The 12284-nt window shown below is 61.6% G+C and carries 19 protein-coding genes; 12 read left to right on the top strand and 7 right to left on the bottom strand.

All coding sequences use genetic code 11. The features are described 5' to 3' along the window. Positions 1 to 927 (top strand): glutaminase, encoded by a 927-nt coding sequence (locus BDD18_RS15325; RefSeq protein ID WP_142084247.1) that lies wholly within the window; start codon positions 1 to 3, stop codon positions 925 to 927. A 141-nt stretch (positions 928 to 1068) separates the two neighbouring features. On the opposite strand, the gene BDD18_RS15320 is transcribed toward BDD18_RS15325, so the two are convergent. Continuing rightward, entirely contained in the window at positions 1069 to 1257 is a 189-nt protein-coding gene (locus tag BDD18_RS15320; protein ID WP_142084245.1) for a hypothetical protein, read from the bottom strand. A gap of 146 nt (positions 1258 to 1403) precedes the next feature. Here BDD18_RS15320 and BDD18_RS15315 point away from each other — a divergent pair, with 146 nt between their 5' ends. Continuing rightward, the gene (locus BDD18_RS15315; protein WP_142084242.1) at positions 1404 to 2009 is read left to right on the top strand and encodes an isochorismatase family protein; all 606 of its coding nucleotides are present in this window, start codon (positions 1404 to 1406) and stop codon (positions 2007 to 2009) included. A 128-nt stretch (positions 2010 to 2137) separates the two neighbouring features. Here BDD18_RS15315 and gloA read toward each other — a convergent pair whose 3' ends face one another. Together gloA and BDD18_RS15305 are read right to left on the bottom strand one after the other, a co-directional pair. Continuing rightward, on the bottom strand, positions 2138 to 2551 hold the full coding sequence (gene gloA / locus BDD18_RS15310; RefSeq protein ID WP_066695315.1) for a lactoylglutathione lyase: 414 nt from the start codon (positions 2549 to 2551) through the stop codon (positions 2138 to 2140). Then, positions 2548 to 3099: a PaaI family thioesterase gene (locus BDD18_RS15305; protein WP_142084240.1), complete on the bottom strand. Its 552-nt coding sequence runs from the start codon at positions 3097 to 3099 to the stop codon at positions 2548 to 2550. The genes gloA and BDD18_RS15305 overlap by 4 nt, the downstream gene beginning before the upstream one ends. A gap of 73 nt (positions 3100 to 3172) precedes the next feature. Between BDD18_RS15305 and BDD18_RS15300 the strand changes: the two genes are divergently transcribed. The 5 genes from BDD18_RS15300 to BDD18_RS15280 all read left to right on the top strand — a co-directional run bounded on the left by BDD18_RS15300 (position 3173) and on the right by BDD18_RS15280 (position 7508). Beyond that, positions 3173 to 3652 carry a MarR family winged helix-turn-helix transcriptional regulator gene (locus BDD18_RS15300; protein WP_142084238.1) on the top strand — a complete coding sequence of 160 codons (480 nt, stop codon included), beginning with the start codon at positions 3173 to 3175 and terminating at the stop codon, positions 3650 to 3652. A 175-nt stretch (positions 3653 to 3827) separates the two neighbouring features. Next, positions 3828 to 4259, top strand: coding sequence for an IS200/IS605 family transposase (gene tnpA / locus BDD18_RS15295; RefSeq protein ID WP_026437438.1), 432 nt, complete (start codon positions 3828 to 3830; stop codon positions 4257 to 4259). A 140-nt stretch (positions 4260 to 4399) separates the two neighbouring features. Next, positions 4400 to 5566 carry an MFS transporter gene (locus BDD18_RS15290; RefSeq protein ID WP_156451477.1) on the top strand — a complete coding sequence of 389 codons (1167 nt, stop codon included), beginning with the start codon at positions 4400 to 4402 and terminating at the stop codon, positions 5564 to 5566. Between the two features lie 32 nt (positions 5567 to 5598). After that, positions 5599 to 6105 carry a MaoC family dehydratase gene (locus tag BDD18_RS15285; RefSeq protein WP_066695349.1) on the top strand — a complete coding sequence of 169 codons (507 nt, stop codon included), beginning with the start codon at positions 5599 to 5601 and terminating at the stop codon, positions 6103 to 6105. Continuing rightward, positions 6102 to 7508, top strand: coding sequence for an MATE family efflux transporter (locus BDD18_RS15280; protein WP_142084234.1), 1407 nt, complete (start codon positions 6102 to 6104; stop codon positions 7506 to 7508). The genes BDD18_RS15285 and BDD18_RS15280 overlap by 4 nt, the downstream gene beginning before the upstream one ends. A gap of 383 nt (positions 7509 to 7891) precedes the next feature. Here the strand turns inward: BDD18_RS15280 and BDD18_RS15275 are convergent, their stop codons facing one another. Further along, a complete protein-coding gene (locus BDD18_RS15275) occupies positions 7892 to 8272 on the bottom strand; it encodes a response regulator transcription factor (RefSeq protein ID WP_066695324.1) in 381 nt (126 codons plus the stop codon). Positions 8273 to 8437: 165 nt separating this feature from the next. Beyond that, positions 8438 to 8803, bottom strand: coding sequence for an ArsR/SmtB family transcription factor (locus BDD18_RS15270; protein WP_244939117.1), 366 nt, complete (start codon positions 8801 to 8803; stop codon positions 8438 to 8440). A gap of 103 nt (positions 8804 to 8906) precedes the next feature. Between BDD18_RS15270 and BDD18_RS15265 the strand changes: the two genes are divergently transcribed. From BDD18_RS15265 to BDD18_RS15250, 4 genes are all read left to right on the top strand, one after another. Next, the gene (locus BDD18_RS15265; RefSeq protein ID WP_044394697.1) at positions 8907 to 9287 is read left to right on the top strand and encodes a rhodanese-like domain-containing protein; all 381 of its coding nucleotides are present in this window, start codon (positions 8907 to 8909) and stop codon (positions 9285 to 9287) included. 82 nt (positions 9288 to 9369) lie between these two features. Beyond that, positions 9370 to 9561 carry a YgaP family membrane protein gene (locus BDD18_RS15260; RefSeq protein ID WP_044394699.1) on the top strand — a complete coding sequence of 64 codons (192 nt, stop codon included), beginning with the start codon at positions 9370 to 9372 and terminating at the stop codon, positions 9559 to 9561. Between the two features lie 41 nt (positions 9562 to 9602). After that, positions 9603 to 9956 (top strand): carboxymuconolactone decarboxylase family protein, encoded by a 354-nt coding sequence (locus BDD18_RS15255; RefSeq protein WP_066695331.1) that lies wholly within the window; start codon positions 9603 to 9605, stop codon positions 9954 to 9956. Positions 9957 to 10121: 165 nt separating this feature from the next. After that, entirely contained in the window at positions 10122 to 10277 is a 156-nt protein-coding gene (locus BDD18_RS15250; RefSeq protein ID WP_244939116.1) for a hypothetical protein, read from the top strand. Positions 10278 to 10320: 43 nt separating this feature from the next. Here the strand turns inward: BDD18_RS15250 and bioB are convergent, their stop codons facing one another. Beyond that, positions 10321 to 11358 carry a biotin synthase BioB gene (gene bioB, locus BDD18_RS15245; RefSeq protein ID WP_142084231.1) on the bottom strand — a complete coding sequence of 346 codons (1038 nt, stop codon included), beginning with the start codon at positions 11356 to 11358 and terminating at the stop codon, positions 10321 to 10323. Positions 11359 to 11380: 22 nt separating this feature from the next. Here bioB and BDD18_RS22130 point away from each other — a divergent pair, with 22 nt between their 5' ends. Then, a complete protein-coding gene (locus tag BDD18_RS22130) occupies positions 11381 to 11551 on the top strand; it encodes a hypothetical protein (RefSeq protein ID WP_156451478.1) in 171 nt (56 codons plus the stop codon). Positions 11552 to 11810: 259 nt separating this feature from the next. Here the strand turns inward: BDD18_RS22130 and BDD18_RS15240 are convergent, their stop codons facing one another. Continuing rightward, the gene (locus BDD18_RS15240; RefSeq protein WP_142084229.1) at positions 11811 to 12281 is read right to left on the bottom strand and encodes a VOC family protein; all 471 of its coding nucleotides are present in this window, start codon (positions 12279 to 12281) and stop codon (positions 11811 to 11813) included. Positions 12282 to 12284 lie beyond the last annotated feature (3 nt).

Here is a 12284-nt window from a genome sequence, read left to right as displayed (position 1 = left end):
ATGGACCGCGCCGCTTTGGAAACGCTCCAGGGCTTTCTGGTAGGGCTCGACGCGCGCATGAAGCGCGCGCACAAACGCGGCCAGGTGGCGCACTACATTCCGCAACTGGCCAGCGTTGATGTGCATCAGTTCGGGATCAGTGTGTGCCTGGCCAGTGGTGAGCAGCTGAGCGCGGGCGACGCTGCGACGCCGTTTTCGATCCAGAGCATCTCAAAGGTCTTCTCGCTGGCGATCGCATTGGGCCGTCACGGCGACCGGCTCTGGAAGCGGGTGGGCAAGGAACCATCTAACTACACCTTCAACTCGGTCATTGAGCTTGAGCAGGAAGGCGGCAAACCGCGCAATCCTTTCGTCAATGCGGGTGCACTGGTCACCACCGACGCCATGCTTGATGCGCCTGACGCGGGCGGCGGACTCGACGAACTGATGGATTTCGTTCGCACGGCGGCTGGAGATGACCGGATCTCGATTGATGAACAGGTTGCCGCCTCGGAATACCGCACGGCCTACCGCAACTTCTCCCTGGCGTACTTTCTACGCTCGTGCGGCAATCTGCACACGGAATGCGAACGGCTGCTGCAGATTTACTGTCGCCAATGCGCGATCACGATGAACTGCCAGCAATTGGCCAGCGTCGGCCGGTTCCTGGCCGGTTTCGACTCCGCAGCCCACCTGCTGAACCCAGCTCAGGCACGCAGCATCAACGCCTTGATGCTGCTCGCGGGGCACTATGATGGTTCAGGCGACTTCGCCTATTCGGTCGGCTTCCCCGGCAAGAGTGGCGTTGGAGGCGGCATTCTTGCCGTCGTTCCGGGACATGCATCGATCGCGGTCTGGTCTCCTGGCCTGAATGCGTTTGGCAATTCACTGCTCGGCACGCGCGCGCTGCAAGAGTTGTCAGAGTTCACAGGCTGGTCGGTGTTCTGACGTGCAGACTTTATCGTTTGCCTCGACATGAACAGCCCCGGATTTTGAGCAGGCTGGCTGGTTTGAATGAAGGTCGGTGAGACTGCCTCGCTGGCCCATTGCCGCCAGACTGCTTTGAGTGCTGGCATGGTCGGCTCAGCCTCAGCAAGGCAATCCCAGCAGCTCTGCGATCACTTTACACTCCAGCTTGGCAAGGTACTCCTGAATCAAGGGAGGCCCGGCGCGATCGGCCCATGATGTGTTGTCCTTCGCGTCATCCCGCGTGGTCATGACGACCGCAGCTCCGGGGTTCGTCGCGGTAAAAGCCTTGTTCAGAGCCAAGGGTTGCATGAAGCTACCTCCCATGCTCCTGCCAGGCAAGCGCGCTGGGGCCTGCCCGCAAAGTTCAAGATACGCCTGCTGGTGCAAAGCCCCCGGCGCTGCGCTACGGCTGCGACAATCCGGCCCTTGCAACCACAAGAGAGAAAGACCCTGCCATGCTGCTCGACGCTGACGAATCCCAACTTGTGCTGGTGGACTACCAGGCACGCTTGATGCCCGCCATCCACGATGGCCCGGCCGTTCTGGCCAACGCCCGCTTGCTGGCCCGTGTGGCGCGCACGCTGGGCGTACCGGTGTGGGGCACCGAGCAAAATCCGTCGCGTCTGGGTGCCAACGATGCCGACTTGCGCGCGCTGTGCGACCGCACCCTGGCAAAGATGCACTTCAGCGCTGCGGAAGAAGGTTTGGGCGAATGGCTGCGCCCGCCCGCCAAGCCCCAGCAGGGCGGCAATGCCCGCAGCCTGCCCAAGCACCTGCAAAAGCCAGTGCAACAGGCCCCTGAGCGCGGCACGATTGTGATTGCCGGATGCGAAGCCCATGTCTGCCTGTTGCAAACAGCGCTGGACTTGTTGGAGGACGAGTTTGAAGTGTGGGTGGTGACCGACGCCTGCGGTTCACGCACCGAGCGCAACCGCGATGCAGCGTTTGACCGGCTGGCCGGCGCGGGCGCAGAGCTGGTCACCACCGAAATGGTGGCCTTTGAATGGCTGCGCACTTGCGAGCACCCTGACTTCAAGGAAGTGCTGGGCTTGGTGAAGTAATCCTGCCGAGAAAATTTCAATAAAAATAGCTGCTAGCGCTTATCTGGAAAGCGCCAGCAGCTATTATTTTGAGAGCAACTGGCAAGAGGGCCAGCACCTTGCCAATGCGCTTGGTGACCAGGTTCAGGTCAGCGCAAGCCAGCGCCCGCAGCGCCCTCGGCCCGCTGAATCAATTCGATCTTGTACCCGTCTGGATCGGTGACAAAGGCAATCACGGTAGTGCCGCCTTTGACGGGGCCTGCCTCGCGCGTGACGTTGCCGCCAGCGGCCTTGATCTTTTCGCAGGCGGCATACGCGTCAGGCACGCCCAGTGCGATATGACCATAGGCGTTGCCGTGGTCGTAGCTTTCCACGCCCCAGTTGTAGGTCAGTTCAATTTCTGCCTGGCCAGGGTTGCCCCCCTCAAAGCCCAAAAACGCCAGCGAATACTTGTATTCGGGGTTTTCAGACTGGCGCAGCAGTTGCATGCCCAGCACCTTGGTGTAGAAGTCGATAGAGCGTTGAAGGTTGCCAACGCGCAGCATGGTGTGAAGGAATCTCATGCCTTCGATTGTGCCGGCAAGTCAAAAACCAAGCAGGTGGTGGTGGCATGCGCGTACAGCGTGCCATCCGGCCCCGCCAGGCGCGCTTCGGCCGTGGCCAGCTGGCGCCCGCAGTGGATCACGCGGCCTTCGGCGCGCACGCGCTGCACCTTGGGCGTGATGGCCTTGACCAGATCGATGCCCAGCTCCGCCGTGGTGTAGCCGCGGCCCGGTTCCATGCGCGTGTGCACAGCGCAACCCAGTGCTGAATCGAGCAGCGTGGCAAACCAGCCGCCATGCACCGTGCCCATGGGGTTCAGGTGCTCTGGGCGGGGCGTGCCCTGGAAAACGGCCTTGCCATCGTCCACCTCCACGATCAGGAAGTCCAGCGTCTTGGCAATGGCCGCGTAGGGCAGTTCGCCCCGCAGCATGGCTTGCATTTGCTGCAGGCCATTGAGGTGGGCGATCTGCTCGCGGGTGGCTACACCCGGGCCCGGGCCTGCGTCCAACGCGGCCAGGACCTCGCGCTCCTGCGCCAGCCAGTGTTCAAGGTGGTTGTGTTGGGTCATGGGGTGTCCGGATTGTGGGTGGGGCCAAAACTTATTAATTGCATATGCAATTATTGCAGATACAATTAAATCCATGCAAGCCGACTCATCCACCCAGGCCTCCGTGCTGCCGCAGGGCTGCACCAACTTCAAGCTGCGCCAGCTGATGCGCCGCGTGGCCAACCACTACGACGCCGAGATGGCGAAGTGCGGGATCAAGACCACGCAGTACTCGCTGCTGTCGCATGTGCTCAAGCTGGGGCCAATTCGCCCCGGTGATCTGGCCACAGAGATGAAGATGGATGCCTCCACGCTCACGCGCAACCTGCGCCCACTGGTCGATGCAGGTTGGGTGACGCTGCAGGCAGGCACGGACGCACGCAGCCGCTTGGTGCACATCACCGATGCAGGCCGCGACAAACGCGCCGAGGCCCAGCGCCACTGGAAGGCTGCGCAACTGGCGCTGAATGAAACGCTGGGTGTGGAACGTGTGCTGGCCTTACACGCACTGGTGGATGACTCGCTCGATTTGCTGGCGGCGCTGCCTGCGCAGGAGGCCGGGCATGACGAATAACGCGACACCTCAAGCCGCAGCCAGGTCCGCCGCGCCCGCTGGCCCTGTGGCTAGCTACCAAAAGGAGGCCCCCCGGCTCTGCCGGGGAGGCAGTAGAAGTTTGACTTTTCAGGAGGTTGTCCACCGTAGAGACTTTCAATCGTGAGCCGCCAAGCAAACGAAAGGAAGAAACACGATGGACAAGTATGAAAGTTTGAGTCACACGGCCTGGGATTGCAAATATCACGTGGTCTTCATCCCCAAGTGTCGAAGGCGAACGCTGTACAAGCAGCTACGCGAACACCTGGGTGAGGTATTCAGAAAGTTGGCCGCGCAAAAGGAATGCAGGGTTGAAGAGGGGCATCTGATGCCCGATCACGTGCACATGATGCTGTCGATCCCACCGAAGTACTCGGTGTCGCAGGTGGTGGGCTTTATCAAAGGCAAGAGCGCAATCCACCTTGCGCGGGTGTACGGAGAGCGAAAGCGCAACTTCGTGGGTCAGCACTTCTGGGCGCGAGGGTACTTCGTCTCGACGGTGGGACGCGACGAAGCGGTGATACGGGAGTACATCCGAAACCAGGAGAAGGAAGACGAGAGGTTGGACCAACTCGGTCTATGGAGGTGAGTAGCCACCGATAGGTGGCCCCAAGAATGAGGGGCCGCGTTAGCGACCCCTTACAGCCGCTTTGAGCGGCTCACATCCCGAATGCCCCCGGCTTTGCCGGGGGATGGTTACTGCTGCTGGCTGCAGCAGGCACCTTTGCGATGACGATGGGCACGCGCCAGACGATGGGCCTGTTCCTGTCCGCGCTCAACACCTCCACCGGCCTGGGCATTGGCAGCATCAGCCTGGCGTTTGCATTTGGCCAGCTGTGGTGGGGCCTGACCCAGCCGTTTGCCGGTGCAGTGGCCGACCGCATCGGCACAGGCCGCGTCATCCTGCTGGGCGTGGCGCTGGTAGCGCTGGGCACCTTCATCACGCCGTACATGACCACCACGGCCGGGCTGATCTTTGCGATTGGCGTGCTGGCCGCAGGTGGTGCGGGCATGGCCGGGCCGTCCGTGCTGATGGCAGCTACTGCGCGGCTGGTGCCGCTGCAAAAACGGGGCCTGGCCAGCGGCATCGTCAACGCAGGTGGCTCGTTCGGCCAGTTTGTGATGGCCCCTATCGCCATCAGCCTCACGGCCGCCGTGGGCTGGGCCAGCGCCCTGCAGTGGCTGGGCGTGCTGGTACTGCTGGCGCTGCCTGCGGTGTGGGTGCTCAAGGGCAACTCCAATGCGCTGGCAGCGCAGGCTGCGGCAGCCTCCGGCCAGAAGACATTGACCGCGCGCGAGGCCATTGCCCAGGCACTGGCCACACCCAGCTACCAGTACCTGGCAGCGGGTTTCTTGGTTTGCGGCTTTCATGTGGCGTTTTTGGCTACGCACTTGCCTGGCGTGATTGCAGCGTGCGGGCTGGCGCCCGAAGTAGGGGGCTGGTCGCTGGCGGTGATCGGGCTGTTCAACATTGTGGGCAGCCTGGGCATGGGCTGGGCAGTAGGGCGCTGGCGCATGAAGTCGCTGCTGTCACTGCTGTATACGGTGCGTGGCCTGGCGGTGCTGATCTTCCTGTTTGCCCCCAAAACGCCCGCCTTGGTGCTGATCTTCGCCGCCGTCATGGGCATCACCTTCCTGTCCACCGTGCCCCCCACGGCCGGGCTGGTCGCCAAGATGTTTGGCACGGCCAACATGGCCATGTTGTTCGGCATCGTGATGCTTTCGCACCAGGTGGGCGGCTTTCTGGGTGCCTACCTGGGCGGCAGCGTGTTCCAGGCCACCGGCAGCTATGACTGGGTCTGGTACATCGACATCGTGCTGGCCCTGGGTGCAGCGCTGGTCAACCTGCCGATCCGTGAAGCACACCTGGCGCGGCCTGCCGCCACGGCCGCGTGAACCCAAAACCTCGCACCAAGAAAGCCATCGACATGACGCAGACCCCGGCCAGCCACGCCTCGACGACCACCCAGCCCCCGATCTACCTGGAAGACCTGACCGCGGGCGACCAGTTCACCAGCGGCGAACACGCCATGGACGAGGCGCAGATCACCAGCTTTGCCGCGCAGTTCGACCCGCAGCCCTTTCACCTGGATGACGCTGCGGCCCGCGATACCCTGTTTGGCGGTCTGGCGGCCAGTGGCTGGCACACAGCCGCAATCACCATGCGTTTGCAAGTGACGAGCGGTTTGCCCATCGCCGGCGGCATCATCGGAGCAGGTGGCGAGCTGAGCTGGCCACGGCCCACCCGCGCTTCAGACGTGCTGCATGTGGTGAGCGAGGTGATAAAGGTCACGCCATCGCGCTCCAAACCCGACCGGGGCATGGTCTCCGTGCGCAGCGAAACACGTAACCAGCATGGCGATGTGTTGCAGGTGGCCACCGTGCGCATCGTGGTGCCGCGCAGGCCCGGCGCCAGCAAAGCAGCCCCCGCATGACTGCCACGCTCGACCCGCGCACCCGGCTCCTGCTGGAAGCCCCCATTGCGCCCACGCTGCTGCGCCTGGGCGCACCCAATGTACTGGTGATGCTGGCCCAGGCTGGCGTTGGCCTGATGGAAACCTACTTTGTTGGCAAGCTGGGCACCGATGCGCTGGCCGGCATGGCACTGGTGTTCCCGGCTGTGATGCTGATGCAAATGACATCGGCGGGTGCCATGGGTGGAGGCATTGCTTCTGCCATCGCCCGGGCCTTGGGCGCCCGGCGTCGCAATGATGCCGATGCGCTGGTACTGCACGCGCTGTTGATTGCGGCTGTGTTTGCATTGGTTTTCATGATCACGGTGGTTGCAGGAGGGCGCTGGCTTTACACCCGCATGGGCGGCAGTGGCGGGGCGCTGGATGCGGCAATGGTCTATTCAAACTGGGTGTTTGGTGGCGCGCTGCTGGTCTGGCTGTTCAACACGCTGTCGGCCGTGATCCGTGGAGCCGGCAATATGGCCTTGCCCGCCTATGTGACGGTAGCGGGAGCCGTGTTGCTGCTACCGCTGTCTCCGCTACTGATCTTTGGGTGGGGCCCGTTACCGGGCCTTGGCATCGCCGGGGGCGCCATTGCGCTGCTGATGTATTACCTGGCAAGCAGTGCGGTGTTGGCTGCTTACCTCTGGTCGTCGCGCAGTTTGCTGCGGCCATCGCTGCGCGGTCTGCAGTTACGGTGGGCACTGTTTGCAGACATTTTGCGTGTGGGCTTGGTGGGCACGGTGTCCACCGTGGCCACCAACCTGGCCATCGGAATCACCACAGCCTTGGTGGGTGCATACGGCACTGCGGCGATTGCAGGGTATGGCACCGCATCACGGCTGGAGTATCTGCTGGTGCCGCTGGTGTTTGGCCTGGGCGCACCCCTGGTGGCTATGGTTGGCACCTGCATCGGCGCCGGTCAGCGCGAACGCGCCTTGCGCGCCACCTGGATCGGGGCGGCGATTGCATTCGCGATGACCGAGGCCATTGGTCTTTGGGCTGCGGCGTATCCGGCAGCCTGGCTGTCGCTATTCAATACGGAGCCTGCCATGATCGAAGCAGGTTCACAGTATCTGCGGATCGTCGGGCCCTGGTACCGTTTCTTTGGTCTGGGCCTGGTGCTGTACTTTGCTTCGCAAGGGGCAGGACGCTTGCTGTGGCCGGTGCTTGGCAACATCGCACGCCTGGTGGTAGCCGTGGCCGGAGGTTGGTTGGCTCTGCACGGCGGCTACGCCATTGCAGGCGTGTTCGCTGCCCAGGCCGCCGCCATGGTGGTGTACGGCATCGCCAACGCCTGGACCATTGCCGGTGGCGCGTGGTTTGGCCCTGTGGGCTGGCCCCGGGGCATGGCAGCGTTGCTCAGACGTTTGCCGCAGGGTTGAAACAGGTATGAGGCTGGCTGCTAGGGCGCTGGGAGAGTGTTGTGCGCTGGCCGCTGGTCTGTGAAGTCCACAAGATACGCTGCATGTTCAGGTTTCAATCGACCGCGCTGGCTTACGGGATGACGATACCGAGAGCATCAGCGGAAGTTATGTGACTAGATACGATGTATATTATGTTAAATAGCTCAGCAGCAAACATCGAAAAAAATTAAACGCCTGGTGGAGATACGCCGCTTGCCCGCCCGGCATCTGCTGCTGATGACTGGATGCCTACCTCTAGGGCCAGGGCCGAGCTGACTGCCGGAACTGGCGACGTACCGATCTGCGGGACGTTTCAACGAATGTGTTGGACGGCAAAATTTCTTTTCAGCCGACCCAACACATTAATGTGCGGACTTTTCACAGAGACGCTTCACGATTTCCAGAAGCTTCATGGAATTGAAGGGTTTCACCAGATAGGCATCAGCGCCAGCAGCAAGCCCCGCTTCAATATCACGCGGTTGCCCCCGCGCTGTCACCAACACCACCGCAGGCAATCCCAGAGCTGGGTTGGTTTTCAAGAGACGACACAAGTCCAAGCCATTCATGCCACCCGGAAGCATGATGTCGAGCACCAGTAGATGCGGACGCACTCGGTGAACCATCTCTAAACCTTCAGACGCATCTGAAGCCTCATAGATTTCATAGCCATCGAACTCCAGCATCATTCGAATCAAATGGCGGAGGTCGGCATGATCTTCGACGATCAGAATGCGTGCGCTCATCGTGTATTTATTTTTTGCCTGCCGAGGAAAAAGAAAAAGCACCTTCATCAAGGTGCGATTCAAGAAGACTTTGCGGTTTTCCTCGATGGGAAGTGACTTGGCAAGAGACCCTGGCGGCACTTCGGCACCCCGCCAAAGCAATCGGCCCAAGGCTCCAAGCGAAGCCTACGCGATCTCACTGGTTTCAGGCACACAAAACTGCTGAAACAGCACGCTCATGACGGCCAAGGCCTGGGGGCTGGCGATCTGGTAATAGATGTTTTTGCCCTCACGGCGGGTACTGACCAAGCCTTCTTCGCGCAAGACCCCCAATTGCTGCGACAGCGTAGGCTGACCAATGCCGACCAGCTCCTCCAGCTCCCCTACCCGCTTCTCGCCCTCGGTGAGTTGGCACAGCAAAAGCAAACGGTCGGGGTTGGACAACGCCTTCATCAGCCTGCAAGCCGTATCTGCCGAACGCCGCATGGTTGCCAAGTCCATGGCAGTGGTGCCGTCAACGTCCATTTCCATCGACTCCATATTCAATTTCATTGACTATAGTCTATTGACTGACAATATATAAGTCAACATACTATGTGCCAGTTCATTCAGCCCGATCAATCCCGTCCCCCTACTCATCTTTGAGGAAACATCCATGAAAAATGCCCATGACCTCGTGCAAGACGCCAAGCTGCACGTGCAGGAGGTGCCGCTGGACCTGGCGGAAAAAGCCATTCAGCAGGCGGACGTTCTGATCGATGTGCGTGAAGCCGAAGAGTACATGGCTGGGCACATTCCGGGTGCTGTGCACATGTCGCGCGGCGTGCTGGAATTCAAACTCAGCGGCACCCCTGCTCTGGCAGCGCGCGACACCCGAATCACGCTGTATTGCAAGACGAGCGGCCGCGCCGCGCTGGCAGCCTGCGCGCTGCAAAGCATGGGCTACTTGAACGTGCAGTCCATTGCTGGCGGATTTGATGCATGGGTGGCTGCCGGCAAGTCGGTAGCGCAGCCAGAGCAGCCATCGTTTGAATAACCCACAGGCCGTCCACGCCACCTAATTTTCCCTTTTCCCAAAGGTGCCTCATGGTGGGGCACCACAACTCTCTGGAGGAACCATGAAATTCAACGTCGGAACCATAGATCGCGTATTGCGGATCGTTGCCGGTCTCGTGCTCATCGCCCTGGCCGCGACCGGCACCGTAGGGTGGTGGGGCTGGCTGGGGGTCATACCTCTTGCCACCGGGCTGTTTAGGTTCTGCCCCGCGTACACCCTGCTGGGCATCAACACCTGCCCACTGAAGAAGTAACCCCAGCGCGGCACTGCCGCGCGCACCGCGAGGAACATGCAATGAGTACTCTTGACCACGCAGGCCTGATCCAGGGCATCAACGAGAGCCTGGCCACCTTCCGCAAGGCCCAGCCTGAGACCATGCGAGGCTTTTCACAACTGGCGCAGGCCTCCATGGCCGAGGGCGCGCTCAGCAGCAAGCACAAAGAATTGATTGCCCTTGCCATCGGCGTCACCCAGCGCTGCTCTGGCTGCATCGGTTTTCACGTCAAGGCACTGCAAAAGCTGGGCGCTACCCGCACCGAGCTGGAAGAGATGCTAGCCGTGTGCGTCTACATGGGCGGCGGCCCAGCACTGATGTACACGGCCGAGGCTTTGAAGGCCTGGGACACCATGGCCGCAGCCGCCGCTTGATTTTCATGCCACCGGGGAGCGACAAATCCTCTCCGGCCTGACGCAGCAAAAGCACGCGGCGCTACAAAGGGCCGCGCGCAAGAAACCTTCATCCCAGCACCCCCCCCCGCGTCCTTATCCCTCGGCTCATGGCCCATCGTGTGCCGACCTCCTCTGGTAACGCCTTTGGCGGATTCCTTCCTCGCCCTGTCCGAAGACTTCCGGCGCATCGCCCAGGAGTTTGCCGACGCAGAACCCGCAAGGCTGGCCGAGGTAGACCGCCTGGCCGCTGATCTGCCCATCGAGCGCATTGAGCTGACATCGCGCGACGAGCCGCTTTGAAGGCCATGCTGCCCTGGCAACGCCCGCCGCAGCGGAGTGCGCTTCAGGCAGCGAGGGCGTGGTCGTCTTGGGTGGTTGTGGTGCGGTGGCCGTTCAGGCCCAGCTTGGCCAGCAACTGCACATCAGCATCCACATCGGGGTTGCCCGTCACCAGCAGCTTGTCGCCGTAAAAAATCGAGTTGGCCCCGGCCATGAAGCACAACGCCTGCACTACTTCGCCCATTTGCTGGCGACCGGCCGACAGGCGTACGCGCGCCTTGGGCATGGTGATGCGGGCCACCGCAATCACGCGCACAAAGTCAAACGGGTCGATAGGTTCGCTGTCGGCCAGCGGCGTGCCGGGCACGCGCACCAGGCTGTTGATGGGCACCGACTCGGGGTATGGCTGCAGGTTGGCCAACTGCGCAATCAGGCCCGCACGGTGCACCGGCGCCTCGCCCATGCCCACAATGCCGCCGCAGCACACGCTGATGCCTGCAGCGCGCACGTTCTGCAACGTGTCCAGCCGGTCCTGATAGGCCCGGGTGCTCACCACGTCGGTGTAGTACTCGGGGGCGGTGTCCAGGTTGTGGTTGTAGTAGTCCAGCCCGGCGTCCTTCAATGCCTGCGCCTGGTGCGATTCGAGCATGCCCAGCGTGGCACAGGTCTGCAGGCCCAGGCCTTTCACGGCGCCAATGAGGGCGCTGACTTTTTCAATGTCGCGGTCTTTGGGCGCGCGCCAGGCGGCGCCCATGCAAAAGCGGGTGGCGCCTGCGTCCTTGGCGGCCTGGGCGGCGCGCACTACCTCCTCCACTTCCATGAGCTTTTCGGCCTTCACGCCGGTGTCGAACTCGGCCGCCTGCGGGCAGTAGCCGCAGTTTTCAGGGCAGCCACCCGTTTTCACCGACAGGAGCGTGGCCAGTTCAATGTCGCCCGCAGGCCAGTGCTGGCGGTGCACCGTCTGGGCCTCGAAAACCAGCTCCAGCAAAGGCTTGTCGAGCAATTGCTGAATCGCTTCGACAGACCACGGGCCCGCCTGGCGAGCCTGAGGCGACGAGGGGCGGTGGATGTGTACGGTTTGGGACGTCGTGCCGGGGTTCATGCTTGCTCCTTGAATGGTGTTTGTGGAAATCGCCCTGGGCCTTGGCGGTCACCACGCCATGTGTGGTGCCGGGCCGCTGGGCTTGCAATGGGGCGGATTCTGGTCCAGAAAGTTGCACAAATCCAGCCTTCAAGGCCATAAAAACCGTCATAAAAATGGTGCAGCAAAAGACGGCAAATTGAAGAATATTTAGAAGCACTTAGAAAGTTTTTGATGTTTTTTAGACGAACTTGAAAGCATCTGAAAAGTCACTTTTTCTGCCACACGCAACCTGCCCTCATCTGCTGTCTATTGCCGGCAAACTCCCGCGCCAGTCTTCCAAAAATGAGCGCTTTTAACGGCAGACATCTGCGCCATGCAGACGAAAAAAAGCCAACCTCAAGGGTTGGCTGTTTCGGGGCGTCTGCTCAATCCCCCTGTCTGCCGTTGGGACCCTGTCCCAGGGCGGTGGTTCAGCCCAGCGCCGCAATCACATCGGCAGGTGCCTGCACCAGTTCAATCAGCACGCCCTCCCCCGCAATCGGAAACTCGTCATTGCTCTTGGGGTGCAAAAACGTGATGTCGTAGCCGGCAGCGCCCTTGCGGATGCCACCGGGGGCAAAGCGCACGCCCTGGGCGGTGAGCCATTCCACGGCCTTGGGCAGGTCGTCAATCCACAGGCCAATGTGGTTCAGCGGCGTGGTGTGCACGGCGGGCTTTTTCTCGATGTCCAGCGGTTGCATGATGTCCACCTCCACCTTGAAGGCGCCCTTGCCCATGGCCAGGATGTCTTCGTCCACGTTTTCGCGCTCGCTCTGGAAGGTGCCTGTCTGCTCCAGGCCCAGCATGTCCACCCACAATGTCTTCATGCGTTGCTTGTCGGTGCCGCCAATGGCGACTTGCTGGATGCCTAGGACTTTGAAGGGGCGTTGTGTTGCGCTCATGAA

Origin of the sequence: Acidovorax temperans (assembly GCF_006716905.1) — a bacterium.
GTDB classification, from domain to species: Bacteria; Pseudomonadota; Gammaproteobacteria; order Burkholderiales; family Burkholderiaceae_C; genus Acidovorax; species Acidovorax temperans.
The sequence above is the reverse complement of the archived record's forward strand: the minus strand, read 5'-3'. Positions and strand labels throughout refer to the sequence as shown.